We start from the raw sequence: 25,544 nt of genomic DNA, 5'->3' as shown, positions 1-25,544 counted from the left end.
CCAGCACACGCACACACCACCCCGGCACAACCCGACACCGTAGTAGCAGCGCAAGCAGACACTACCGCAAATAACACGCGCACACGGGCAGAAGAGTCCTCCGCATGGGCCGAAGGCACACGCTGGATCACCAACGACCTGTCCTCGGATTTTCCGTTCAGCATTGTCAGGTGGATCTCTGCCGCAGCTTCGGTTCCGCTCGTCTTCCTGTTAATTGAATATCTTCGCTACTGGAACAAGCGGAACAACGAACTGGCTGCCGGAATCGGGCGCTAGTACCGGTTAATTCGACGGAGGGCGCAGCATCACAGCGAGCGATGCTGCGCCCTTATGAGTCTTTCGCCCATCCAAAGGAAACTGTAGGATGTGACCGATTCAACTCGCAGTGTCGGGTGCCGGAACGAGTGAGGAGGCTCTAGCCATGAGTAAGCACGCGTTGAATGAGGGGGAGAGTGTGCGTGATGCCGTCGATACGCGTCAAGCTCCTGCAGCAGCGGCCCGCGCTGTAGCGCTCCGCAAAACGTACGGCTCCGGCGACACGCAGGTCGTCGCCCTGGACGGCATTGATGTCGATTTTGGTCGTAATGAGTTCACGGCGATCATGGGGCCGTCGGGAAGCGGCAAGTCCACGCTGATGCACACGATGGCTGGCCTGGATTCTTTCACCAGCGGCTCCGCCTTCATCGGCTACACGGACCTGTCTACTCTCAACGACAAGCAGATCACGGCGCTGCGACGTGATCGACTCGGCTTCATCTTCCAGTCCTTCAACCTTGTGCCGACTCTGACGGCGGAGGAAAACATCACGCTGCCGACCAATATTGCCGGTGCCAACGTCGATCAGGCCTGGTTCGACGAGATCACGCGGCGCCTCGGTCTGAGTAAGCGCCTGAGTCACCGTCCGAGCGAGCTGTCCGGTGGTCAGCAGCAGCGCGTCGCCTGCGCCCGCGCGCTAGTGAGCCGGCCGGAGATCATTTTCGGCGATGAGCCGACTGGCAACCTCGACTCGAACTCCTCGCGGGAGGTGCTGGAGATCCTGCGCACGGCTGTTGACAATGATGAGCAGACGGTGGTCATCGTCACGCACGACGCCCGCGCGGCTTCTTACGCCGACCGCGTTGTTTTCCTTGCCGACGGCCGGATTGTCGATGAGCTGCGCAATCCCACGATGGAGGACATCCTTTCCACGATGTCCGGAATCGAGAACTAGCCACGATGTCTTCCGCTATGACGAAAGTGTCGCTGCGTAACATCGCGGCGCACAAGCTCCGGCTCGCGCTGACTGTGCTTGCAGTCGTGCTGGGCACGGCGTTCATTTCCGGCTCCCTAATGTTCACCAACATGCTGGAGAAGACGTTCGATTCGGCTGTGGCAAGCGCCTACGCCGATAGCGACGCAGTGGTCCAGCCGGGAGAGAACGCACCGTCGCTCCCTGCGCAGCTTTACGACGACATTGCCGCTGACCCAAAGACCTCCCGGGTCAACATCAGCGCGAATAAAGCCGTTGTCATTGCTGATGCCGACGGCACGGCATATCAGACCGGAGCGGGCATATCTACCGTCTCGGTGTACTACCCGCCGGAAGAAGCGGTAGGGGAGGCCTACGACATCCCCGAGGGGGCCGCGCCGGCTGACGTCGGTGAGGCTGTCGTGAACGCGAAGGGGGCGGAGCGCTACAACATCAACGCCGGGGATGAGATCATCGTTGTCGATCCGCAAGCCCGCCACACGATGACGGTGACGGGCATGTACACGGATGAGCTGGATCAGGGGGCGTCGTTAAGCTTGCTGGCGAATGAGCTGGCCTACCGCGACATGTCGGCCTCACAAGACACTCTCCCAGGTCTTTCCGTCGCAGCCGCGGACGGTGTGGACGCACCGGAGCTCGTCGCGCACCTGCGGGAGCAGTACCCGGACTACGAGGTCAAAGAAGGGCAAGTGCTTGCCGACGAGACCTCCGAAGAGATCCGCAACGCCCTGTCCTTCATTTCATACTTTCTGATCGCGTTCGGTCTGGTCGGTTTGCTGGTGGGCACGTTCCTCATTGCCAACACCTTCTCGATGATCGTCGCGCAGCGCACGAAGGAGTTCGCGCTGCTGCGCGCGCTTGGCGCTTCGAAGGGCCAGATCACCCGTTCGGTCGTGGCGGAGGCGCTCATCGTCGGGTTCATCGGATCTGCGCTCGGTCTGGTCGCCGGTATGGGCATGGTCGCCGCGATTCGCGCCTTGATGGAAACCCAGGGGATGGAATTGCCCGGAGCTGGCTGGGGTTTGTCGGTGGATGCTGTGGCGGTGCCGATCGTCATTGGCACCATCGTGACTGTCCTGTCGGCCTGGGCGCCGGCGCAGCGTGCGGGCCAAGTCGAACCGGTCGAGGCGATGCGGTCGTCGGAATCGGCCGCGCCGCAGCCGCTCAAGGTGCGCACCATCATCGGTGCGGTGCTACTTATCGCCGGTGCAGCCTTTGCCGCCTGGGGAGTGCTGTGGGAGGACGGCTCGACAGGGCAGCGTGCGGGTCTCGTGGGAGTCGCCGCGGTCTGCGTGATCATCGGGCTGTTCTTGGCGGGGCCAGCGTTGTCCCTGCCGGTCGTTCCCGTCTTCGGCCGCGCCATTGGCGCCCCATTCGGCGCAGTGGGTTCGCTGGCCGCAACGAACTCGCAACGCAATCCCCGCCGCGCCTCAGCGACGGCGTTCGCGCTTCTGCTTGGCGTGGCGTTGGTGACCGTGATCGGCATGCTCGGGGCGACAATGCAGCGCTCGGTCGATGACATCCTCGAAAACGAAGTCAGTGCAGACATGGTCATGTACGGCCCCCAAATGGGCGCCTTCCCCGTCCCGCAGGACCTGCCCGAAAAGGTCGAGGGTGTCGACGGTGTGGGTGAAGTAGTCACCTACTCCCAAACCCAGCTCACGGTGAACGAAGAGTTCGGCTACCAATTTGGTGACGCCGGGGTGACCGACGTGATCAGCGGCGACCCGGGCAAGCTGATCGCCGTGGACATGGTCGAGGGTACATCCGACCTCACCGGCGGCGGTGTCATCTTGCCGGAGGCTCTCGCGCGGGAGAAGGGGATCAGCGTCGGCGACACCGTCGAGGTCGCAGCACCAGGCGTGCCTGTTCCACCGGCAACGGTTGAAGTGAAGGGGCTATTCGGCGAGTCCAACATCCTTGAGGCCTGGGTGGTCGCTGAAGAAACTGCAGCCGAGCTGTTGCCGGAAGAGACACTCAACGTCCTCATGGTCGGCGCCAACGGCGACGGCAGTGTCGACGAGGACACCTTGCGTGCGAACCTTGAGAAGGCCGCGAAGGAAGACATCGTTGTCCAGGTCCGCTCGCCCGAGGAAGTCGGCGGTGAGGCCAAGCAGATGATCAACCAGATGCTCTACATCCTCTACGCGCTGCTGTCGCTCGCGGTGGTGATTGCGATCTTGGGCATCATCAACACCCTCACGTTGTCGGTGATCGAACGACGGCAAGAGATCGGCATGCTCCGGGCCGTCGGCACGCAAAGGCGTCAAGTGCGCATCATGATCATTCTCGAATCGGTGCAGATCGCGGTCTTCGGCGCCATCGTGGGCATCATCACGGGCCTCGCGCTGGGCTGGGCATTCCTCACCGTGCTCGCAGACCAAGGTCTGGAGAACATCGCCTACCCGTGGACGATGCTGGCGATCATGCTGGCCGGCTCCGTCGTTGTCGGTGTGGTGGCGGCGTTGTGGCCGGCGCAGCGGGCGGCGAAAACACCGCCGCTCGACGCCATCGCCGAGTAGCCGGGCACGGTCACACAGTTACACGGCTACACAGTCACATATACACGGCTACACAGTCACATAAACGCCCGCGATGCCCACAGTGTGCCGAACCACGCCGCAATGATTCCGCCGGCTGCGGTGGCTAAAACGTAGCTGGTCAACTGGCCCCATTCTTTGTGCTTAATCATGGTGCCGCCCTCTTTGGCGAGCGTTGAGAGCGTCGACAATGCGCCGCCGAACCCGGCGCCCAAGAACGCGGGCCACATTCCCGGCATGAGGGTGGAAAACCCGAAAACGGCCGATCCGACAATGTTCGCCGCCCACGTACCCACATGGGTGCCGGGCACCAGCGACAGTGCCCATCGCGCAATGCCGCCGAGGAACGCGCCGGCGCCGACCGCCATGAAGAGGATGAACACGACCTCCAGGGCTGCCTCGGTGCCCAGCGCTTCCCGGAGGCCCACGCCGACGAGGCCGTCGGGACCGACATTCCCGGGGATCACGCGGGGGCTCCGGCGCGGTTACGCAAAGCGTCGCCCAGCAGCCATGCGACGATGGCGACTGCCAGCGTGCCGAACATGTACACAGCCGCGAAGAGCGCGCTGGATTGCATGGATGCGAGGGATACGGCGGAAAACGTCGTCAAGCCTCCCAGGAAGCCTTTGCCCCAGAACTCAGGTGGATCGAACAGGCCCATCAGGAAGCACCCGACAATGTTGATCCCCAACGTCACCAGCAGTTCTGCCGGCGGGTGCGACGCCATGAGCGGCGTGAGGGCGAAACGCACCAGCGCGCCGAATGACGCTCCGAAGCCGACAACGAGTCCTTCTCTTACCACGCGGTTCACGGTAGCGGATTTTCGTGGAAATTTGTCAGCGGTGAAGGAAAGATGGGGTGTGTACCCGACGGAGACACACCAGGACTTCAAGGAGCACCCATGGCGCATGAACGAGCAGGTCAACCAGCACGCCCCGACGATCTCATCGATATTGCGGAGGTAGTCACCGCCTACTACACCCGCGACATCGACCCGCAGAACCCGGACCAACAGGTGGCGTTCGGCACATCCGGCCACCGCGGCTCCAGCTTGGACAACGCGTTCAACCAGCAGCACATTTGGGCGACCACGCAGGCGATCGTCGACTACCGTCGCGCCAACAACATCGGTGGCCCGGTCTACATCGGCCGGGACACGCACGCGCTGTCGGAGCCCGCGATGATCTCCGCGCTCGAGGTGCTCTTCGCCAACGATGTCGCAGTGCTTGTCGACGACGCAGGCCGCTACACCCCGACTCCCGCTGTCTCCCACGCGATTCTCGCGCACAACGCCACGCTGTCCGGCGGTGTGACCGGCTCGGACCCGCAGCGCGCGGACGGCATCGTGATCACTCCGTCGCACAACCCGCCGCGTGACGGAGGGTTCAAGTACAACCCGCCATCCGGCGGCCCGGCGGACACTGACGCGACGGACTGGATCGCCGCGCGCGCCAACGAGTATCTGGCGAATGATCTGGAGGGGGTGCGCAAGACGTCGACAAGCGGTGTGCTCGATGAGCGCGCGGGCAAGCACCCGTTCATGGCGAACTACGTTGCTGACCTGCCGAACGTCGTGGACATTGAGGCGATTCGCAGCTCCGGACTGCATATTGGCGCGGATCCGATGGGCGGCGCCAGCGTCGATTACTGGGGCGCGATCGCGGAGGCGCACGGGATCAACCTCGACGTGGTCAACCCGCATGTGGATGCCACGTGGCGGTTCATGACTCTTGACACTGACGGCAAGATCCGGATGGACTGCTCGTCGCCGAACTCGATGGCGAGCTTGGTGGCCAACCGCGACAAGTACGACATTGCGACCGGTAATGACGCGGATGCGGACCGGCATGGCATCGTCACACCCGACGCGGGCCTGATGAACCCGAACCACTACCTCGCCGTGGCCATCGAGTACCTCTTCTCCCACCGCGACGGCTGGGGTGCGGACACGGCAGTGGGCAAGACGCTGGTGTCGTCGTCGATGATCGACCGCGTCGTCGCCTCGCTCGGCCGCGAACTCGTCGAGGTTCCTGTCGGCTTCAAGTGGTTCGTGCCGGGGCTTATCGACGGCTCCGTCGGCTTCGGCGGGGAAGAATCCGCCGGCGCATCCTTCCTGCGCAAGGACGGCACGGTGTGGTCGACCGACAAAGACGGCCTCATCATGGACCTGCTCGCGGCGGAAATCACCGCGGTGACCGGCAAGACCCCGTCAGTCCGCTACCGCGAACTGACGGAGAAGTTTGGGGACCCCGTCTACGCCCGCACCGACGCCGAGGCGAACCGCGAGCAGAAGGCCACCTTGAAGAAGCTGTCCCCGGACCAGGTCACTGCCGACACTCTCGCTGGTGAAGACATCACGGCCAAGCTGACCGAAGCCCCTGGCAACGGCGCTGCCATCGGCGGCCTGAAGGTCACCACCGACAGCGCCTGGTTCGCCGCCCGCCCGTCCGGCACTGAGGACAAATACAAGATCTACGCCGAGTCCTTCAAGGGTGCAGAGCACCTCGAGCAGGTCCAGAAGGAAGCGCAGGACGTCGTCTCCGCAGTGCTCGGGGAGTGAAAATCCGCTAGTGAGGGTGATGGAAACCTCATCACGGGAAACTTCCCGGCACCCCACCCATCGACTAAGGTCATTGAGGTGGCAATTAAGCAAGGTGCGCAGGTAGCAGAGGCTGGCGCCGTAGACGGCGGGGACCAGTGGACAGAGGAGACGTCGACAAGCGAACGTGCGCTCGACGTGCTCTCCGCGCTCGCACGTTTCGGACTTGCCGCGATGTGGATTACGTCGGGCGCGTCGAAGCTCGGCAAACATATGACCGTGACGCAGAGCATCGAAGCGTACGAGATCTTCACTCCGCACTGGTCCGGCCTGCTGGCGAACCTTATCGGCCCACTGGAGATCGCTGGCGGCCTTATTCTGCTGCTGGGCATCAAGATTCGCCCCGCTGGCTGGGTGTCGTTCGGTGTGCTCGTCCTCTTCATCATCGGCCTGGCATCCGCCTATGCCCGCGGACTGCAGATCGACTGCGGCTGCTTCGGGCCCGACCCGGACCACACTGACGGCGATCTGAGGTGGGCCATCATCCGCGACGTCGGGCTGATTGCCGTGACGCTGTTCATGATCTACCGACCGTTTAAGAAATTCGCGCTGTACCCGTAGACTTACCTGCTGGAACAGCTTGACCCCGAATGCATAAGGTGATGCACTGTGACTTCCTCTTCTAAGTCGAACACCAAGGGTTCCACCAAGGTGTCCAACCCCAACTCGACCGGCGGCAAAGGCTTCCTCTGGGCGATCCTCGCTCTTCTCCTCGTCGGCGCGTTGGTGATCGGCCTGATCGTCTACAACGGACGCGGCGCGCAGGCTGAACGCATCGCCGAGAACGTTGAGCCCGTCGACGGCGTGAACATGGAGCTGACCGACAACATAATCACTCTGTCCGGCGAGAATAGCGACGGCGCGAAGGAAGCCTCTCTCTACGAGGACTTCGCGTGCAGCTACTGCGCCGACCTGGCGAAGAAGACTGATGCCGAAATGTTGGAGAAGATCAAAGCCGGCGAGGTCAAGGTCCACATCCAGCCGATGGTCTTCCTGGACGGCACCGGCGAGCAGTACCAGCTCGGCCACTCCACGAACACTCTGGCCGCTGTTCTCGCGCTCGCCGATAAGGGCGAGACCGAGGCGTACTGGAACCTGCGCAAGGCCCTCCTCGAAGAGCAAGAGAGCCTGTACGGCAGCGCTGACCCGGAGAAGCTCGCCGACCTTGCGAAGGGAGTCGGTGCCTCCAAGGATGCGGTTGACGCGATCCGTAACGGCGAGTACGTCGACAAGGCCAAGGAGCTCGGAGAAGCCAACGAGAAGGACCTCGTGGACAAGACCGGCGACCTTTCCTCCCCGCGCGTGCTTGTCGACGGCAAGGATGTCGACTCCAAGCCCCTCGAGAACTGGCTCGACGACCTGCTAGCTAGCTAAAAGTCGCTGGCTGCGGGCGATTTTGGTCTCGTCCGCACCCGGTGTATATTGATCGAAGTCGCTTCGCGGAAATCCGCTGAAGCAACGGGGCTATGGCGCAGCTGGTAGCGCACCACACTGGCAGTGTGGGGGTCACGGGTTCGAATCCCGTTAGCTCCACTTCTTTTCAGCCCGTGGCCGTTGTGGTCGCGGGTTTTCGCATATTTTGCGGCTCTATGCACCGGTTTTCGTCTCGCACTGCAGAATTCTGAGAGTTTGGTAAGTTCTGTCGCGGATGATGGCGGTTTCGCACTGGTCAGCATCCCCGAATTTCTTTCGGCTATCCACGATCTCACCGCGCTCTTTGAAGGAGTCGTTATGCGCTTGCTCCGCACGTCCTTGACCATCACCGCCCTTACGGGTGCTCTCGCTGTCGGACTATCCGGTTGTTCGGAGCCGAGCGAGGATCCGAACGCCGGCATCGGCGCAGCTGGTGATGACACCGTCCTGACGATCTACACGTCCGAACCGGAGGAGAAGGTCGACGAGATCAACGCGGCGTTTGAGAAGGAGCATCCGGATATCCAGGTCGAGGTCTACCGCGCGGGAACTGGTGACTTGAAAGCACGCATCGAATCTGAACGTGAGTCCGGCCAGGTCGAAGCGGATCTGATGTGGGCGGCTGACGCGCCGACCTTCGAAGGTCTCAAGTCCGATGATTTGCTCGCCGAGCTCAAAGACGTCGACACCAGCAGTGTCATGGAGGAGGCAGTTGACCCCGAGGGATACTACGTGGGCACGCGCATCATTCCGACTGTCATCGCGTACAACACGGACGTGATTGAGGAGTCGGACGCGCCAGAGTCCTGGATGGACTTGACGGACGAGAAATTCCGCGACAAGATTGTCCTTCCGGACCCGAGTGTGTCCGGTGCGGCCGCGTTCAACGCCACCGTGTGGATGAATAATGAAGAGCTCGGGGAATCCTGGGTTGAAGGCCTGGGGGAAAACAGCCCGATGATTGCGGCGTCCAACGGTCCGACGTCGCAGGAGATCGCAGGTGGCGGCCACCCGGTCGGCATCGTCGTCGACTACCTGGTGCGCGACCTCGCAGAGCAAGGCTCGCCGATCAAGGAGGTGTACGCGACGGAGGGGTCGCCGTACATCACGGAACCCATTGGCGTGTTCGCTGATTCGGAGCAGCAGGAGGCCGCGGAGAAGTACATCACGTTCTTGCTCTCGGAGGCCGGTCAGAAGCTCGCAGTCGAGCAGAACTACCTGCCGGTTATCGACGGAATCGACACCCCGGGCGATGCCCCTGGCCTGGACGATATTGAGCTGATGGACACTGACCTGGAGACGTTGACCGGGGACCGGGATCGCTCGGTGGAGTCCTTCGAGAAGGCCATGAAGTAGGGGCCGTACGTGCAGGCACAGCGTTGGCCGGGCCTCAACGTTGCCCGAATCGGGATTTGGTTACTAGCCGCTGCGATCTTCATTGCTCCGCTCGCGATGGTGGTGTCGCTCGCGCTCGGCGGGAACCAGTTTCCGACGCTTATTGAGCAAGGACTGTGGACTGCTACCTGGAACTCGACGTACACCACGTTGTTGTCGTCGCTGGGTGCAGTCCTCGTCGGCGGTGCCGTTGCGATCTTGCTGGAGCGAACCGACGTGGCCGGGTCTGGTGTGCTGCGTCTTTTCCTTCTGTCACCGCTGCTGGTGCCGCCTTTCGTGGGCGCGATTTCATGGCTTCAGCTGTTCGGCCGCAATCAGGGGCTCAATGCGGTTTTCGACAGACCAGTGTGGGACATCTACGGTGCAGACGGAATCATCTTCCTGATGACCTTGCACTCCTATCCGGTGGTGTACGTCATTGTTTCTGCCGCGTTGCGTTCGATTCCAGCGGACCTTGAACGAGCTGCATTGGTGAGCGGAGCAGGTAACGCGACTGTCTTGCGCACGGTGACTATCCCGCTTCTCGGACCAGCCTTGCTCAGTGCTTTCACCCTCACCGCTGTATCGAACCTAGCTGACTTCGGGATCCCGTCGATCCTCGGCTCTCCGGTGCAGTTTGAAACGCTGGCCACCATGGTCTACCGGTTCATGGAATCGGGGACGGTGAGCAATCCCCTGCAGGTGGTGTCCACCGTGGGAACGGTGCTCATGCTTCTCGGCATTGCTACGGTGATCGCCGACTACTTGGTGTCGAAGAACGCTTCCACCACGACAGGTAAAGGGTCGATGAAGCTTCCGCTAGGCAAAGCTCGATGGCCCATCACGATCATTTCCTGGGTTCTGGCACTGTCCATCACACTCGGTCCGCTTCTGGGGCTGGCTTACCGGGCGCTGTTGCCCGCCCCCGGTATCCCGATGACGCTGGACACCATTACGCTCAGCAACTTCACGAACACGTTGTCCAACCCGCGTGTGCAGGACGGTTTCCAGAACTCGCTCGTGCTCGCCGCAGGCGCGGCCCTGCTGTGCGCCCTCTTCGGGTGGAGCATCGGCGTCTTGGTCACGCGCACGCGGGCGCGTTCCAACACTGCACTGAGTCTGCTCACTTTGTTGCCGTCGGCTTTGCCGGGGCTCATCATCGGCGTCGGCTGGGTCATTGTGGGCCGATACACGGGGATTTACAACACCCGCTGGGTGATTCTGCTGGCCTATGTGTGCGCATTCACGGCGATGGTTCTGCAGGCGGTGCGTGCGCCGTTGGCGAAGACTCCACGCGCGATGGAGGAGGCAGCAGAGATCTCGGGTGCGGGCCGACTCCGCGCCCTGTGGGACACCAGCGGCCGGATGGCACTGCCAGCGGTGGCATCCGGAGCGGTGCTCGTTGCAGTCACGGCAGTTCGTGAACTCACCGTCTCGGTTCTTCTGGTCGCCCCTGGCACCACAACGATCGGTGTCCAACTTTTCAACCTGCAGCAATCCGGAAACTACAACCAAGCATCGGCGCTCGCGCTCATTTTCGCGGTCGTTGGCATCGCCGCTTTGGCCCTCACGGTGCGTAACCCCGATAAGGAGACTTAAAGATGAGCGACATCGAGATAAGGGATCTGTCCGTCAAATTCCCTGACGGGACCGAGGGGTTGAAAGACATCACGCTCGATATTTCCAGTGGTGAATTCGTTGCGCTCGTGGGGCCGTCGGGATCGGGTAAAACCACCTTGCTTCGGACCATCGCCGGCTTCATCGCGCCGTCATCAGGCGAGATCCTGATCGATGGGAAAGACCAATCCGCAACGCCTCCCGCGCAGCGCAACATGGGCATGGTCTTCCAGCAGCATGCGGTCTGGCCGCATATGAGTGTCGCCGACAACGTCGCGTACCCTCTGCGCCGTTCAGGTGGGGCGGGATCAGAGATCACCAGCAAGGTTGAAGAAACTCTCGAGACTGTCGGGCTCGGCGGTTACGGCAAACGCAAACCTGCGACCCTGTCTGGTGGCCAGCAACAGCGCGTGGCGTTGGCCCGCGCGATTGTCTCCACGCCGAAGGTGCTGCTTCTCGACGAAGCCCTCTCAGCACTCGACGAACCCCTCCGTGACTCATTGCGCCGCGAGTTGGTGTCGCTGACGAAGGGGTCCGATCTGACATCGGTGCATGTCACGCACGACCGGAAGGAAGCGCTGGCCATCGCCGACCGGATCGCGGTCTTGCGGGACGGCAAGCTGGAACAGTTCGGCACCCCGATGTCGATCGTGTCCCGCCCGGCTACTGCCTGGGTGGCGTCGTTCATCGCCGATGCGACACTGTTGGAAGGTGTGGTTGCAGGCGGACGCGTCACCGTCGATAAGCCGGCGTTATCGTGGCCCGTCGACAATGTCACGGTTGTGTCGGAAGACGGTGATGCGTCTGAGAACCAGCGTCTCCTCGAGGACGGTCAGCAGGTCACTGTGGCGGTGCTGCCGGAAGCTGTTTCCATTGACTCGTCATCCTCGGGCACTGAAGTAACTGCTACCGTCACGTCCGCTTTGTTCGAGGTCAGCGGGTTCTCCGTGACCGTCGACCTGGACGGGACAGAGTTCCGTGCGTGGACATCCACCAGCTCTGCGCCCGAGGTGGATGATCAAGTGCAGGTGGAGATCCGTCAACCGCTGGTCTACGTAGACAGCCCGGCGGATGCCTAACATACGGTCATGAGCGCGTGGCCGGACGGAGAACACGGTGTTGTTGATCTTCCGGACGGGTCGCGCCTCAAGGGTGGTAGTTGGAAAAGACTTCGACGCACGCGGCGCAACTATCCGGATTTTCTAGTTCTTCTACTCGGACGTGAACCTGTCGAGGTTCCGTGTCCACATATTTGGGTGCGATGGCCAGATTTCGGTGTCCCCACATCAACTGATCAAGCGGTCGCTGCTCTTCAGCTCGCACGAGAACGGTCTCGGAACGAAAAGGTTGCCATCATGTGCGGCAGTGGGGTCGGGCGCACTGGCACTGCGCTCGCATTACTCACTGTTTTCGATGGACTTTCTGCGGAAGAAGGAATCCGGTGGGTGTGGGAGAACTACCATCCCCGCGCTGTTGAGACGCCGTGGCAGCGCAGGTGGTTGAAATCGATTGTGCTGGATGATCGCCGTTAGGGCCAGCTCAGTCAGCGCAAGATGGCGGGGTGGTGAGAGCGGGTAGCATCGACGCCATGACACAGCCGATCGTCGCAGCCCAAACAGTGAAGACACCGGTGGGGGAGCTGGGGTTAGAAGCGTCGGAAAGCGGGCTCGTGCACGTTGTCTTTGGAGCTGTGCACGGCGAGAGCAATGCCGTCACGCGCCAGGCGGCAGCCGAGATTGAACAGTACTTCGCCGGTGAACGTCGAGACTTCACCGTACCGCTCGACCGCTCCGGCGATGGGTTTCGCGAACAGGCACAGGCCGCACTGAGCGACATTGCATATGGCAGCACAGAAACATACAGCGAGCTTGCGGCGCGTATCGGCAATCCGCGGGCGGTGCGGGCAGTCGGTTCGGCATGCGCGACGAACCCACTGCCGATCGTCGTGCCGTGCCACCGCGTACTGCGCAGCGACGGATCACTCGGCGGCTACGCCGGCGGACTCGAGATGAAGCGAGAATTGATCGAGCTTGAACGGAAACACACCGGGGGCGGCTAGTTGTAGGCAAGAACGATTCCTAAAGTTAGGTTAGCGTTCGGCGGTCGGGATAGGTGGGGTGGCAGCCAAAAGAGCGCACGCTAGAAATGCGGTCCCGACCACTGGTATGGAGAGCGGTCCAAAGTGGTCAAGTAGTACGCCGCCTATAGCTCCGGCTGCTGCGGTGCCTAGGTAAAGACCCGAAATGCTTAGCGCGACTGCAGTCATGGGAGCTTCCGGTGCTGCAGCGATCGTGCTTGCTTGCATCGGCGGATTGAGAGCCCAAGCGAAAAGAGCCCAAAAGCCCACTGCGGCAATGAAAAGCCACGTCGGAGGGGTAAAGCAGCCTAACAATGCGAGGATGCCGAGCGTTGCGGCATGGCCTCCCAGGACGGTTATGCGGGCTCTACGTGAGCCAATCTGGTCGGTAAGGTTCCCGCCAAGCAAGGCTGACCCCACTCCTACGAGCCCAACCACCAAGAGAATGAATGGGAGCAGTTCTTCGCTGCCCAAAATCCCCACAGTTATGGGGGCGAGGTAGCTGTAGAACATGAGACCGCCCGCGCCACAGAGGAAAATTGCAGCGACCATTCGAGCTACTTGCGGGTTCTTCAACGGAGCCAATTGATCGGTCACGCTTCTAGTTTCATCGTGAGGTAACTCGGGCATGCTCAGGTGGATAACTATCGCGGACATCAGAGAGACAGCACCAATCAAAATGAAAGTAGTGCGCCATGAGAAAACCGCGCCAAACCACGTACCCAATGGCACGCCGGTGAAAAGTGCGACGGTAAGTCCGGCGGTCACAATTGACAGGTACTTGCCTTGCTTGCCGTCAGGCGCGCCTTTGGCGGCAGCGGAGAATGCAGCCGTAGATACCGCTGCGGCTGACAAACCAGCAAGCACGCGCAGTGCGAGCAGTGTGGCCAGGGTAGTGGCGGCTGCGCATCCGAGATTCGCGGCAGCAAAGATCAATAGGCCAGCGAGAAGGGCCTTCTTGTGGCCGAATCGGTTGAGCCATACGGCTAGAACCGGAGCGCCGATGGCGAATGATGCTGCGAAGACTGTCACCAGTTGCCCAGCAGCACCAGGCGTGGTGTTCAGATCGGCGGCTACTAGATTGAGTACGCCTGCAATCACGAATTCATCAGTTCCAAGTGCGAGAGTCGCGATGAAAAGGGCAGTTAGCCAGGGAAGGGAAGAGGGCACAGGTGCTCCTTAGTTCTACCGAAGGTGAAAAGTTCGATGTTTGACAAACATCGAACAAGTTAGCAAGGTTTTCCCATGCTCGCTAGCCGGATAGAATTATTGAACTATGCGCGGGCGTTCTGATGATCAATCTCCGAATGTGGAGGACCTTTCTCTAACGCGTGTCTTGGCTGCCCTGTCTGACCCGTTGCGGCTGGGGATCGTTCAACTGCTTGCTGATGGTGAGGAACGGCAATGGGGTGAGATCGATGCCCCAGTCTCGAAATCCACTCTCAGCCACCATATGAAGACCCTGCGAAGTGCGGGTATAACACGTACCCGGGATGAAGGCACGCGCTGTTTTGTCCGACTTCGCAACGAGGATCTGGAGGATCGCTTTCCAGGACTCCTTCCGTCTCTCCTGGGGGTTGCGGACACTGATGCGATCGAAGTGGGATTGAAGTAGCACTTAAAGCACTTCGAACGAGAAACGCCGCGCGCAGCTAGCGTGGAGGCATGACTGCTCCCCAGACTTTCACTAAAACCGGAACTGGACCCCGCGCCGCTGAAGCTGAAGCGGCCTATTTGCGCTGGCTGCGGGAAGGGTCGAACGCTGTCGTCGAGGTTTACAGCGTCGATGTGGAGGCGAACACCCTGACTATCGAGGAGGTCGCGTCCGCACGGCCAACGCGTGAGGCTGCGCGCCGCGCCGGGGAGGAGCTCGCCGCGATCCACGCCATGGGTGCAGACGCCTTTGGCGCGCCTGCAGAGGGTTGGGATGGGCCGAACTATATTGGCCGCGCGCAGCAGAATTGCATCCCGGTGCCGCGCTGGGCGGAGTTCTTCACGGAGCAGCGCGTGCTGCCGTTCGCGGAAAAAGCCCACAAAGGCGGAACGCTGAGCGCCGATGGGCTGGAGACAGTGAAACGCGCGTGCGAGGCACTCGTCGCGGAGGATGAAGACGCCCCGCTCGCCCGCATCCACGGCGATCTGTGGGCGGGCAACCTGTTGTTCTCGCCGGACGGCCCGCGGTTCATCGACCCGGCGGCGCACGGCGGACACCCACTGACAGACATTGCGATGCTCGAGCTCTTTAGCGCTCCGTACGTTAGCGAGATCGCATCGGGCTACCTCGTCGCCGGCGGCGACCTCGGCCGCGACTGGGAGGCCCGCATCCCGATCCACCAGCTTCACCCGCTCGCGGTGCACTGCTACACGCACGGCGCGAGCTACGCCCGCCCGCTTATCGACGCCGCCGAGCGCACCCTCGACCTCACCCGTTAGGGGATTGAACTACTGGTTGTAGCTGCTAAAATCGCAATGTAATACACGTACTACAAACGAGGGTCTGCACCATGGGCGAGGTTGAACGCAAGCTCCAAGAGCTTCTCGCAGAACACCACCGTTCCCACACGGTGTCTATGCGTGAGTTGAACCAGCAAACACGCAGGGTGATCGATCGTGTGCAATCGGAGGGGGTTGCTTTGACCATCACAGACCGCAGCAAGCCGGTTGCGGAAATCCGGCCACTGAGCCAGCGAACCGGAATTGACCGGTTAGAGGACCTCGGACTGATCATGCAGAGGGGCGTACCCATGGAGATCAACTGGGAGCCCATTGAGGGAACCGGTTATTCGCTTGAGCAATTCCTCGAAGACCGCAAGGACAACCGCATTGACGCGGCGCTGAGTAGTGAATTCTAGTGGTGCGGTTTACGTAGACACGTCAGCGCTCATTCCGCTCGCCGTCTCCGAAGTGCATAGTGCGTGGGCGAAGCAAGTGCTCGACGATAAAGATCTCGTCAGTTCTGTGATCGGAAAAGTCGAACTCGCCCGTGTTCCCAAGAGAACGGAAGAGTTTGGCGCACAGATCCTCGGCCTTGCGGCGAAACTGAATCTCGTCGGTTTGAATAGCGAGGTCGTGGAATTTGCAGGGGCGATACCTGGTTTCCTGAAGGCGCTCGACGCTATTCATCTGGGGACCTGGCTTCTATTGCGTTCTCGTGAGTTCCACTGTGATTTCGTCACGGCAGATCGACAGTTAGCGCGTGCAGCCACGACTGTCGGTGCAACGGTCATCCATCCGTTTGGAAGCGAACTCTAGGTTCTCGGGGCGGGGGCGTCAACGCCACCACGTGTCGGCGGGACCAGGCGGAAGGTGGCGCTTGTGCTGGCCGACGGCCCAGAGGTGCTCGAGACGCTGCGCCGCATCGTCGGGAATTCGCTTCCCCTCGAGATAGTCGTCGATGTGGGGGTAGGTGATGCCGAGTGCTTCTTCGTCGGGAAGCGCAGGACGATCGTCCTCGAGGTCGGCGGTGGGAACCTTCTCGTAGAGGCGCTTGTCGGCGCCGAGATGCTGGAGAAGCTGGGCACCTTGGCGCTTGTTCAACCCGGCAAGGGGCACGAGGTCGGCTGCACCGTCGCCGAATTTGGTGAAGAAGCCGGTAACGTTCTCCGCCGCGTGGTCGGTGCCCACGACGAGGAGGCCGAGCTCGCCGGCGATCGCGTACTGGGTGATCATGCGCATGCGGGCTTTGACGTTGCCCTTGTTGAAGTCAGTGAGCTCGGCCCCGTCGAGTGCGGCGGCTACTGCGCCTCCCATCGCTGTCGTAGCCGGTTCGATGTCGACGGTAACACGGCGGTCAGGCTGGATGAAGTCCAACGCGAGCTGCGCGTCATCCTCGTCGGACTGCACACCGTGGGGGAGACGGACGGCGACGAACTGACACTCACGGGAGGGATCGTTGGCACGGACCTTTTCCACGGCGAGCTGTGCGAGCCGTCCGGCGAGGGTGGAGTCCTGCCCGCCGGAGATCCCCAGCACGTAGCCGCGGGCACCAGTCACGGCGAGGTAATCGGCGAGGAAATCGACGCGGGCGGCGACTTCCTCCGCTGGATCGATAAAGGGCTTCACAGCCAGCGCGTTCACTATCTCTCGCTGCGTGTTCCGGTCGGAGTCTGACATGACAGCCATGGTAGCCGGGTGCACTATGTGGGGCATGACTTCAACTGAGGCTGTGTCCACCACGAGTTCTACAGCATCGGCGCAGCAGCGCAGGTACGTCCGTACGGTCGCCGCGATCGCGGCGTTCGGCGGGCTTCTTTTCGGTTATGACACCGGCGTGATGAGCGGCGCCTTGCTGTTCATCACGCCCGAGTTCGGCATGTCGCCTGCACAGGAAGGCATGGTCACAGCGATGCTGCTCGTCGGCGCGGCACTCGGCGCTGTCAGCGGCGGGGCAGTGGCGGACAAGTTGGGCCGTCGTGTGACGCTCATTCTGGGCGGAGTGCTCTTCGTCGCCGGGTCGGTGTGGTGCGCGCTGGCGACATCTCCGGAGATGCTCGGTTCGGCAAGGGCATTCCTGGGTGTTGCAGTGGGTGCGGTATCGATTGTCACGCCGATGTACATCTCGGAAATGGTGCCGGCAGCGGTGCGTGGTCGGCTCGTGTCGCTCAACACGCTGATGATTGTGGTGGGACAGTTGCTCGCGTACGTGGTCAATTCGCTTCTCGCACCGTCGGGCAGCTGGCAGCTCATGCTGGGTGCGGCGGCGGTGCCGGGCGCTGTGTTGGCTGTAGGCATGGTGTTCTTGCCGGACACGCCTGTCTGGCTGTCGCGGCATGGGCGTATCAGCGACGCCCGCGCCGTCGCCTCCCGCACCGGCATTGACACCGACGAACTCGCGCAGGCAACGCGCGAGGACGCGGAGGTGCGTGCAGCTCAGCAGGGCCAGTGGCGCACCTTGGCGGGGTCGAGGTGGATGCGCATGACGGTGCTCGTGGCCGCTCTGCTGGGTGTGACGCAGCAGATCTCCGGTGTCAATGCCATCGTCTACTTCGCTCCGACGATGATGAACAACGTCGGGGTGTCCACTCAGAACTCGGTGTACACCTCGATGGTGATTGGTCTGGTGTCGGTGGTGGCCTGTTACATCGGCCTGCAGCTAGTGGACAGGATCGGCAGGAAGCGGCTGCTGCTCGGCGGTCTGACGCTGAACGTGATCTTCCTGGTGCTGCTGGCGGTGGTGTACCGGGCGGCGGAGGCGAATACGTCGTTAGCAATGCTCGCGCTGGCGTTCATGGCGTTGTTCATTGCTTCCCAGCAAGCCGCGGTGTCGCCGACGACGTGGCTGCTCATCTCCGAGCTGGTGCCTCCGCAGATCCGCGGCGTGGGAATGGGTGTGGCGGGTCTGGCGCTGTGGATGGCGAACTGGGCGGTGGCGCAGTTCTTCCTGCCGCTCGTGGATACCGTGGGGGCGACGGCGACGTTCGTGATGTTCGCGATGTGCGGTGTCGCGGCCGCCGGATTTGTCAAGGTCATGGTTCCGGAGACGGTGGGCCGCACCCTCGACAGTGTGGCTGGTGAGATGAAGCAGCGTTTTGGTGATTAAGGGGCTGCTCGGGTAACATGGTCCCCCGTTGTGCGGCAGCGCCTGTCTTGGCGCGCCGTGATAAATAAAGGCACTCACGCAGAGCCTATTGTGTCAGCAGAGTCAACAAAGAAAGGAGCGCCCGATGAAGGTCCGCAAGTCGCTTCGGTCGCTGAAGAACAAACCGGGCGCCCAGGTTGTGCGCCGCCACGGCAAGGTGTACGTGATCAACAAGAAGGATCCGCGTTTCAAGGCCCGTCAGGGTTAAGCGGTTCTTAGCGCCAGCGCCCCCGTCTTGCGTGCGAAAGCTCGCGGCGGGGGCGCTCTCCATTTTCCAAAGAATGTGAAATAAGTCACTTCTCCGGGAAAATTTCACCCGTGTAAGCCATTCTGGACGCGTAAAACATTCCGGGGTAACTACATGTAGGTGATTTAGTGGCCGTATCCTGCAAATACCATGTTTGTAACTACTATATGTAGTAGTGGTTGCTTGTTTTTCCTACAACGTATAGTGTTTCAAAGTGTTCGCCCCCGGGATGTGAACAGCTGGTTGTTCCCCGGAAGCCAACAGGCCCAAGTGCCACGTTCAAAGCCGTGTAATCAGAGCAGTTTTCCCGAGCAGAAAAGAGTCGTCCCCGCCATGTCCATCACCCTCTACACCAAGCCCGCATGCGTGCAGTGCAACGCGACCAAGAAGGCCCTCGACCGCGCAGGTCTGAACTACACCACTGTGGACATCTCCCTGGATGATTCCGCCCGCGACTACGTGATGGCGCTGGGTTACCTGCAGGCCCCGGTCGTGGAAGTTGACGGTGACCACTGGTCCGGTTTCCGTCCGGACCGCATCCGCACCCTCGCTGAGGCTGCTGCCTAAGCTCGATTCCCACTGCCCGTTAAGCCGTCACCAGCTGGCGGCTTATCGTATGCCCAAAGATAGGTGAGTAGCGCATGCTGGTGGTTTATTTCTCCTCTACGACGGAGAACACGCACCGGTTTGTCGGCAAGCTGGGTTTGCCGGCGGCACGCATTCCGCTGCGCCGCACGCAGCAACCGCTGACAGTGGAGAAGCCCTATGTCTTGGTTGTGCCGACGTATGGGGGAGGGGCGTCGATAAGCGAAGGGAACTCGCGCCCCGTGCCACCGCAAGTTATCCACTTTCTCGATGACCCGCACAATCGTGCTTTGTTGCGTGGTGTGATCGCGGGAGGCAACTCCAACTTCGGCCCTGATTTCGGCCGGGCAGGCGAGGTGATCTCCGCTAAGACGGGCGTGCCCTACCTCTACCGCTTCGAAATGATGGGCACCGAATACGACGTCACGCACGTGCGTGATTCTCTTATCGCCCACCGCGAGCGGCTCGGGTTGGGCCCGATGACATCCACGGAAAAAGATCGGCTCGACGAGCACGTGCAGACCCGCGTCGACGACAGCGCGCGGCGGCTGGCACAGTTGCGCGAGCGCTACCAAACGGTGTGAAAACAGACTTCACAACTTCATAGCTGTACCTCTCCTATAAACGCTCCATGAACTCCCGCACAAGAAAGGCCCGACTACAGTGACCGCCACAACGGGAAAGACCGTCGCTGAGCCCGTCGACACGGCAGATCAGCTCGACTACCACGCGCTCAACGCGCTGCTGAACCTTTATGACGAGAACGGCCACATCCAGTTCGACAAAGACCGTGAGGCCGCGAACCAGTTCTTCCTCCAGCACGTCAACCAGAACACCGTCTACTTCCACGACCTGGAAGAAAAGATGAACTACCTGGTGGAAAACAAGTACTACGAGCCGGACGTCATCAAGGCCTACGACTGGGACTTTGTGAAGTCCACGTTCAAGCGGGCGTACGCCTTCAAGTTCCGCTTCCAGTCCTTCCTCGGCGCGTACAAGTACTACACTTCCTACACGCTGAAGACCTTCGACGGCCGCCGCTACCTGGAGCGTTTCGAGGACCGCGTGGCCATGACCGCACTGTTCCTCGCCGACGGCAACGAGGAGATCGCCTCCGCGCTTGTCGACGAAATTATGACCGGCCGGTTCCAGCCCGCCACCCCCACCTTCCTCAACGCGGGTAAGGCACAGCGCGGCGAGCTGGTGTCCTGCTTCCTGCTGCGCATCGAGGACAACATGGAGTCCATCGGCCGCGCCATCAACTCCTCCCTGCAGCTATCGAAGCGCGGCGGTGGTGTGGCGCTGCTGCTGAGCAACATCCGCGAGTCCGGCGCACCGATTAAGCACATTGAGAACCAGTCCTCCGGTGTCATCCCCGTGATGAAGCTGCTGGAAGACTCCTTCTCCTACGCCAACCAGCTCGGCGCCCGCCAGGGTGCTGGTGCGGTGTACTTGAACGCGCACCACCCGGACATCATGCGCTTCTTGGACACCAAGCGTGAGAACGCGGACGAGAAGATCCGCATCAAGACGCTCTCGCTCGGTGTGGTCATCCCGGACATCACCTTTGAGCTGGCCAAGCGCAACGACGACATGTACCTGTTCTCCCCGTACGACGTCGAGCGCGTTTACGGTGTGCCGTTCGCCGACATCTCTGTCACGGAGAAGTACGACGAGATGGTGGAGGACCCGCGCATCCGCAAGACGAAGATCAAGGCGCGCCAGTTCTTCCAGACGATCGCCGAGATCCAGTTCGAGTCCGGCTACCCGTACATCCTCTTCGAGGACCACGCGAACCGCGCGAACCCGGTGAAGACCGGCCGGATCAACATGTCCAACCTGTGTTCGGAGATTCTCCAGGTCAACTCTGCATCCGTGCTGAACGAGGACCTGACGTACGACACGATCGGCCACGACATTTCCTGCAACTTGGGCTCTCTCAACATTGCGATGGCAATGGATTCGGACAACTTCTCCCGCACCGTCGAGACCGCCATTCGCGGCCTGACGGCTGTCGCGGACAAGACCTCGATCGATTCGGTGCCGAGCGTGCGCGAGGGCAACGATGCCTCGCACGCCATCGGCTTGGGCCAGATGAACCTGCACGGCTACCTCGGCCGCGAGCACATCGAGTACGGCTCCGAAGAAGGCCTGGACTTCACCAACGCCTACTTCGCCACGATCATGTACGAGTGCCTCAAGGCCTCCCACAAGATCGCCGTGGAGAAGGGCCAGCGCTTCGCGGGCTTCGAGGACTCCGAGTACGCCAGCGGCGAGTTCTTCGACCGCTACAACCCAGCTGACTTCCAGCCGAAGACGCAGCGCGTGAAGGAGCTTTTCGACGGCTCCTCCGCCCAGCCCCCGAGCGCTGAGGAATGGGAGCAGCTCAAGGCCGATGTCGCCCGCGACGGCATCTACAACCGTTACCTGCAGGCGGTTCCGCCGACCGGCTCGATCTCCTACATCAACAATTCGACGTCGTCGATCCACCCGATTGCCTCCAAGATCGAGATCCGCAAGGAAGGCAAGATCGGCCGCGTCTACTACCCGGCGCCGCACATGGACAACGAGAACGCCGACTACTTCAAGGACGCGTACGAGATCGGTTTCGAGAAGATCATCGACACCTACGCTGAAGCCACGAAGTACGTGGACCAGGGCTTGTCGCTGACGCTGTTCTTCAAGGACACCGTGACTACCCGCGACATCAACCGCGCCCAGATCTACGCGTGGCGCAAGGGCATCAAGACGCTCTACTACATCCGCCTGCGCCAGATGGCGCTCGAGGGCACTGAGGTTGAGGGCTGCGTGTCCTGCATGCTCTAGTTTTTCTGTGCCCTGTCGCACCCCGAGGGTCGGAACCATCGCGTTCCCCCCTCGGGGTGCGACATTTTTGGGGGAGGGGTTTGGGTGCGTCGTCAAGCAAATGTCCGTAACCCTCTAGGATGGGTGGCATGACCCACGAGGAGACCCACGATTACGAGGCGTACGTCGAATCCCACCCCGCGCCTTTGAAGGCCGTGAACTGGAACAGCATCCCTGACGACAAAGACCAGGAGGTATGGGACCGCCTCACCGGCAACTTCTGGCTGCCGGAGAAAATCCCGGTGTCCAACGACATCCCGAGCTGGAACACGCTTAACGACGCAGAACAGCTGTCCACGATGCGCGTGTTTGCCAACCTGACGCTGCTGGACACGATCCAGGGCACCGTCGGTGCGGTCTCCCTCATCCCGGACGCGAAGACACTGCACGAGGAGGCTGTGTACACCAACATCGCGTTCATGGAGTCCGTCCACGCGAAGAGCTACTCGAACATCTACATGACGCTCGCGTCGACGCCGCAGATTAACGACGCCTTCCGCTGGACCGAAGAAAACGCCGAGGTGCAGCGCAAAGCCAAAATCATCCAGAGCTACTACTGCGGCGATGATCCGCTCAAGCGCAAGATCGCCTCGGTGATGCTGGAGTCCTTCCTGTTCTACTCCGGCTTCTACCTGCCGCTGAACTGGTCGGTGCACTCTAAGCTGACCAACACCGCCGACATCATCCGCCTGATCATCCGCGATGAAGCAGTGCACGGCTACTACATCGGCTACAAGTACCAGGTCGGCCTGCGCGACGAGTCCCAGCAACGCCAGGACGAGCTCAAGGAGCACGCCTTCGACCTGCTCTACGACCTTTACGACAACGAGATCCAGTACACCGAGGACATCTACGATCCGCTCGGCTGGACCGAGGACGTCAAGCGCTTCCTGCGCTACAACGCCAACAAGGCGCTGAACAACCTCGGTTACGAGGGACTTTTCCCGGTCGACGAGACGCGCGTGTCGCCCGCCATCCTGGCATCGCTTGCCCCGAACGCCGACGAGAACCACGACTTCTTCTCCGGCTCCGGCTCCTCCTACGTCATCGGTAAGGCCGAGGACACGCAGGACGACGACTGGGACTTCTAACCCGTCCCTGACCCGCGGGTCCCATGCCCCGACTGGTCCATTTTTGGGCCGGCCGGGGCATTCTTTGGCTTAACCTATTCCGGGGTTATACCGCCCCCGTTCTGGGTTGAAATCCGGGCATCGCCGGGTATGCGGTAGTCGGGTGCCTGGTGGTTTCCGTCCAGTCCAGGGCTGTGAGCTGGGGGAGTGGTTGCCCCCGGAATGAGCAGCGCGAAGAGGCTGCACGTCATCTGGATTTTCGCTGGACCGCTGGTTAAGATGAAGCGGTATTAGCCGCGCCCTATCTATGCTCTCTGCGAGCTGATTCTCGTCAGCTCCGGGAAGGCTTGGCCGGGGCGCCCCCGGGAAATCCCACTGGGGGTGGAGCGGCTGAGGTTAATTCAGGAGGATACGTATGACTGCTGTGGCACCACGGCTCGACGCTGATGTCGTCGAGGCTGCACCGGCACGGCCGGAGCCGACCGGCAAGGCCCGCAAAGGCACCCGCCTTTGGGACCTGATGACCACCACGGACCACAAACAGCTGGGCATTTTCTACATTATTTCGGCGTTTATCTGGTTCTTCGTCGGTGGCCTGATGGCCCTGTTGATCCGCGCGGAGCTTTTCTCCCCGGGTCTCCAGTTCCTTTCCAATGAGCAGTTCAACCAGCTGTTCACCCTGCACGGCACCGTGATGCTGCTGGCATTCGGTACCCCGATCGTGTGGGGCTTCGCCAACTTCGTTCTGCCGTTGCAGATCGGTGCCCCGGATGTCGCTTTCCCGCGTCTGAACGCGTTCGGCTTCTGGATCACTACCGCTGGTGTCATCGCCATGCTCGCCGGCTTCCTCACCCCGGGTGGCGCTGCCGACTTCGGCTGGACCATGTACATGCCGCTGGCTGACTCGATCCACACCCCGGGTGTGGGCGCTGACCTGTGGATCCTCGGTGTCGGTGCAACCGGTATCGGTACCCTGGCCTCCGCCATCAACATGGTGACCACCGTGCTCACCCTGCGTGCGCCGGGCATGACCATGTTCCGTCTGCCGGTGTTCACCTGGACCATCTTCGTGGCCTCCATCCTGGCCCTGATGATCTTCCCGCTGCTGACCGCTGCAGCCCTCGGTGTGCTCTACGACCGCAAACTCGGCGGCCACATCTTTGACCCGGCCAACGGTGGCGCCATTCTGTGGCAGCACCTGTTCTGGTTCTTCGGCCACCCCGAGGTCTACGTCCTCGCACTGCCGTTCTTCGGTATCATCTCCGAGGTCATCCCGGTCTTCTCCCGCAAGCCGGTCTTCGGCTACATCGGCCTGGTCTTTGCAACCCTGGCCATCGGTGGCCTGTCCATGGCTGTGTGGGCGCACCACATGTACGTCACCGGTGCGGTTCTGCTGCCGTTCTTCTCCTTCATGACCTTCCTGATCGCTGTTCCGACCGGCGTGAAGTTCTTCAACTGGGTGGGCACGATGTGGAACGGCCACCTCACCTTTGAAAGCCCAATGCTGTGGTCCGTCGGCTTCCTGTTCGTCTTCCTCTTCGGTGGTCTGACCGGCATTATGCTGGCTGCCCCGCCGCTGGACTTCCAGCTGTCTGACACCTACTTCGTTGTCGCGCACTTCCACTACACCCTCTTCGGTACGGTCGTGTTCGCGTCGTGCGCAGGCATCTACTTCTGGTTCCCGAAGATGACGGGCCGCATGCTCGACGAGCGCCTGGCGAAGATCCACTTCTGGCTCGTCATGATCGGCTTCAACATGACCTTCCTGGTCCAGCACTGGCTGGGCAACATGGGCATGCCGCGCCGGTACGCCGACTACCTGGACTCCGACGGCTTCACCCTGCTGAACCAGATCTCTACGATCGGCTCCTTCATCCTGGGTATCGCCTTCCTGCCGTTCATCTGGAACGTGTACAAGTCCTGGCGCTACGGCGAGGTCGTCACCGTCGACGACCCGTGGGGCTACGGCAACTCCCTGGAGTGGGCAACCTCCTGCCCGCCTCCTGGCCACAACTTCACCTCCCTGCCGCGTATCCGCTCTGAGCGCCCCGCGTTCGAGCTGCACTACCCGCACATGGTGGAAACCCTGCGCCGTGAGGCCCACACCGGCCACCACGACCCGCGCTCTGAGGCAACCACCCCGGAAGAGAACGAGCACACTGGCTCTGACTCCCGTGAGTCCGAGACCGTGACCTCTGCTTCGCAGCGCACTGCCACGGAGACCGTGACCAAGGTGCGTCCGGCAGACGGCCGCGACTCCGGCTCCACCAAGGCGACCGACTAATAGGCCACTCCTGAACTAACCGGCAGGCCCCGCTCCCCACATCGTG

General features: G+C 61.6%; 26 protein-coding genes and 1 tRNA gene. 23 read left to right on the top strand and 4 right to left on the bottom strand.

Features of this window, described 5'->3' with window-relative positions; genetic code table 11:
• From KBX18_RS10050 to KBX18_RS10040, 3 genes are all read left to right on the top strand, one after another.
• On the top strand, nt 1-276 hold a 276-nt coding region (locus KBX18_RS10050), incomplete at its 5' end, for a hypothetical protein (RefSeq protein ID WP_255995890.1).
• 145 nt (nt 277-421) lie between these two features.
• Nucleotides 422-1,210: an ABC transporter ATP-binding protein gene (locus KBX18_RS10045; RefSeq protein ID WP_255995889.1), complete on the top strand. Its 789-nt coding sequence runs from the start codon at nt 422-424 to the stop codon at nt 1,208-1,210.
• 5 nt (nt 1,211-1,215) lie between these two features.
• Entirely contained in the window at nt 1,216-3,771 is a 2,556-nt protein-coding gene (locus KBX18_RS10040) for an ABC transporter permease (RefSeq protein WP_370687247.1), read from the top strand.
• Nucleotides 3,772-3,827: 56 nt separating this feature from the next.
• Here the strand turns inward: KBX18_RS10040 and KBX18_RS10035 are convergent, their stop codons facing one another.
• Together KBX18_RS10035 and KBX18_RS10030 are read right to left on the bottom strand one after the other, a co-directional pair.
• Nucleotides 3,828-4,256, bottom strand: a complete 429-nt coding sequence (locus KBX18_RS10035; RefSeq protein ID WP_255995887.1) for a CrcB family protein — start codon at nt 4,254-4,256, stop codon at nt 3,828-3,830.
• Nucleotides 4,253-4,591 carry a CrcB family protein gene (locus KBX18_RS10030; RefSeq protein ID WP_040424218.1) on the bottom strand — a complete coding sequence of 113 codons (339 nt, stop codon included), beginning with the start codon at nt 4,589-4,591 and terminating at the stop codon, nt 4,253-4,255. Before KBX18_RS10030 ends, KBX18_RS10035 begins: the two co-directional genes overlap by 4 nt.
• A gap of 99 nt (nt 4,592-4,690) precedes the next feature.
• Here KBX18_RS10030 and pgm point away from each other — a divergent pair, with 99 nt between their 5' ends.
• The 9 genes from pgm (at nt 4,691) to KBX18_RS09990 (ending at nt 12,851) form a co-directional block, all read left to right on the top strand.
• Nucleotides 4,691-6,349, top strand: coding sequence for a phosphoglucomutase (alpha-D-glucose-1,6-bisphosphate-dependent) (gene pgm, locus KBX18_RS10025; protein ID WP_255995886.1), 1,659 nt, complete (start codon nt 4,691-4,693; stop codon nt 6,347-6,349).
• 177 nt (nt 6,350-6,526) lie between these two features.
• Complete coding sequence (locus tag KBX18_RS10020; RefSeq protein WP_255995891.1) at nt 6,527-6,949, top strand: DoxX family protein; 423 nt, start codon at nt 6,527-6,529, stop codon at nt 6,947-6,949.
• A 48-nt stretch (nt 6,950-6,997) separates the two neighbouring features.
• Complete coding sequence (locus tag KBX18_RS10015; protein ID WP_255995885.1) at nt 6,998-7,762, top strand: thioredoxin domain-containing protein; 765 nt, start codon at nt 6,998-7,000, stop codon at nt 7,760-7,762.
• Between the two features lie 86 nt (nt 7,763-7,848).
• A tRNA-Ala gene (locus tag KBX18_RS10010) sits at nt 7,849-7,921 on the top strand.
• A gap of 198 nt (nt 7,922-8,119) precedes the next feature.
• Entirely contained in the window at nt 8,120-9,157 is a 1,038-nt protein-coding gene (locus tag KBX18_RS10005) for an ABC transporter substrate-binding protein (protein ID WP_255995884.1), read from the top strand.
• 9 nt (nt 9,158-9,166) lie between these two features.
• A complete protein-coding gene (locus tag KBX18_RS10000) occupies nt 9,167-10,774 on the top strand; it encodes an iron ABC transporter permease (RefSeq protein WP_255995883.1) in 1,608 nt (535 codons plus the stop codon).
• A 2-nt stretch (nt 10,775-10,776) separates the two neighbouring features.
• On the top strand, nt 10,777-11,871 hold the full coding sequence (locus tag KBX18_RS09995; RefSeq protein ID WP_255995882.1) for an ABC transporter ATP-binding protein: 1,095 nt from the start codon (nt 10,777-10,779) through the stop codon (nt 11,869-11,871).
• Nucleotides 11,872-11,880: 9 nt separating this feature from the next.
• Nucleotides 11,881-12,324 (top strand): protein-tyrosine phosphatase family protein, encoded by a 444-nt coding sequence (locus KBX18_RS11910; protein ID WP_370687246.1) that lies wholly within the window; start codon nt 11,881-11,883, stop codon nt 12,322-12,324.
• A 56-nt stretch (nt 12,325-12,380) separates the two neighbouring features.
• A complete protein-coding gene (locus KBX18_RS09990; RefSeq protein ID WP_005288796.1) occupies nt 12,381-12,851 on the top strand; it encodes a methylated-DNA--[protein]-cysteine S-methyltransferase in 471 nt (156 codons plus the stop codon).
• A 30-nt stretch (nt 12,852-12,881) separates the two neighbouring features.
• On the opposite strand, the gene KBX18_RS09985 is transcribed toward KBX18_RS09990, so the two are convergent.
• Complete coding sequence (locus KBX18_RS09985) at nt 12,882-14,039, bottom strand: MFS transporter (RefSeq protein ID WP_255995881.1); 1,158 nt, start codon at nt 14,037-14,039, stop codon at nt 12,882-12,884.
• 106 nt (nt 14,040-14,145) lie between these two features.
• On the opposite strand from KBX18_RS09985, the gene KBX18_RS09980 reads away from it, so the two are divergent.
• The 4 genes from KBX18_RS09980 (at nt 14,146) to KBX18_RS09965 (ending at nt 16,121) form a co-directional block, all read left to right on the top strand.
• On the top strand, nt 14,146-14,484 hold the full coding sequence (locus KBX18_RS09980) for a helix-turn-helix transcriptional regulator (protein WP_083770250.1): 339 nt from the start codon (nt 14,146-14,148) through the stop codon (nt 14,482-14,484).
• Nucleotides 14,485-14,534: 50 nt separating this feature from the next.
• A complete protein-coding gene (locus KBX18_RS09975; protein WP_255995880.1) occupies nt 14,535-15,302 on the top strand; it encodes a fructosamine kinase family protein in 768 nt (255 codons plus the stop codon).
• A gap of 71 nt (nt 15,303-15,373) precedes the next feature.
• On the top strand, nt 15,374-15,721 hold the full coding sequence (locus KBX18_RS09970) for a type II toxin-antitoxin system Phd/YefM family antitoxin (RefSeq protein ID WP_005288803.1): 348 nt from the start codon (nt 15,374-15,376) through the stop codon (nt 15,719-15,721).
• A complete protein-coding gene (locus tag KBX18_RS09965) occupies nt 15,711-16,121 on the top strand; it encodes a type II toxin-antitoxin system VapC family toxin (protein ID WP_083770252.1) in 411 nt (136 codons plus the stop codon). The genes KBX18_RS09970 and KBX18_RS09965 overlap by 11 nt, the downstream gene beginning before the upstream one ends.
• An 18-nt stretch (nt 16,122-16,139) precedes the next feature.
• Here KBX18_RS09965 and nadE read toward each other — a convergent pair whose 3' ends face one another.
• Nucleotides 16,140-16,991, bottom strand: coding sequence for an ammonia-dependent NAD(+) synthetase (gene nadE, locus KBX18_RS09960; protein WP_255995879.1), 852 nt, complete (start codon nt 16,989-16,991; stop codon nt 16,140-16,142).
• Between the two features lie 25 nt (nt 16,992-17,016).
• On the opposite strand from nadE, the gene KBX18_RS09955 reads away from it, so the two are divergent.
• The 7 genes from KBX18_RS09955 to ctaD all read left to right on the top strand — a co-directional run bounded on the left by KBX18_RS09955 (nt 17,017) and on the right by ctaD (nt 25,498).
• The gene (locus KBX18_RS09955) at nt 17,017-18,408 is read left to right on the top strand and encodes a sugar porter family MFS transporter (protein ID WP_255995878.1); all 1,392 of its coding nucleotides are present in this window, start codon (nt 17,017-17,019) and stop codon (nt 18,406-18,408) included.
• A 124-nt stretch (nt 18,409-18,532) separates the two neighbouring features.
• Nucleotides 18,533-18,655, top strand: coding sequence for a type B 50S ribosomal protein L36 (gene ykgO / locus KBX18_RS09950; protein WP_005288826.1), 123 nt, complete (start codon nt 18,533-18,535; stop codon nt 18,653-18,655).
• A gap of 372 nt (nt 18,656-19,027) precedes the next feature.
• The gene (gene nrdH, locus KBX18_RS09945; RefSeq protein ID WP_005288829.1) at nt 19,028-19,261 is read left to right on the top strand and encodes a glutaredoxin-like protein NrdH; all 234 of its coding nucleotides are present in this window, start codon (nt 19,028-19,030) and stop codon (nt 19,259-19,261) included.
• A 74-nt stretch (nt 19,262-19,335) separates the two neighbouring features.
• Entirely contained in the window at nt 19,336-19,863 is a 528-nt protein-coding gene (gene nrdI / locus KBX18_RS09940) for a class Ib ribonucleoside-diphosphate reductase assembly flavoprotein NrdI (protein ID WP_255995877.1), read from the top strand.
• A 79-nt stretch (nt 19,864-19,942) separates the two neighbouring features.
• Nucleotides 19,943-22,105 (top strand): class 1b ribonucleoside-diphosphate reductase subunit alpha, encoded by a 2,163-nt coding sequence (gene nrdE, locus KBX18_RS09935; RefSeq protein WP_255995876.1) that lies wholly within the window; start codon nt 19,943-19,945, stop codon nt 22,103-22,105.
• Nucleotides 22,106-22,233: 128 nt separating this feature from the next.
• Nucleotides 22,234-23,235, top strand: coding sequence for a class 1b ribonucleoside-diphosphate reductase subunit beta (gene nrdF / locus KBX18_RS09930; RefSeq protein WP_255995875.1), 1,002 nt, complete (start codon nt 22,234-22,236; stop codon nt 23,233-23,235).
• A 394-nt stretch (nt 23,236-23,629) separates the two neighbouring features.
• Nucleotides 23,630-25,498 (top strand): cytochrome c oxidase subunit I, encoded by a 1,869-nt coding sequence (ctaD, locus tag KBX18_RS09925; RefSeq protein WP_255995874.1) that lies wholly within the window; start codon nt 23,630-23,632, stop codon nt 25,496-25,498.
• Nucleotides 25,499-25,544 lie beyond the last annotated feature (46 nt).

It is taken from the genome of Corynebacterium sp. CCUG 69979 (assembly GCF_024454095.1).
Lineage (GTDB): Bacteria > Actinomycetota > Actinomycetes > Mycobacteriales > Mycobacteriaceae > Corynebacterium > Corynebacterium genitalium.
Note: the sequence above shows the minus strand (reverse complement) of the source record. Positions and strands in the feature narration are given on the sequence as shown.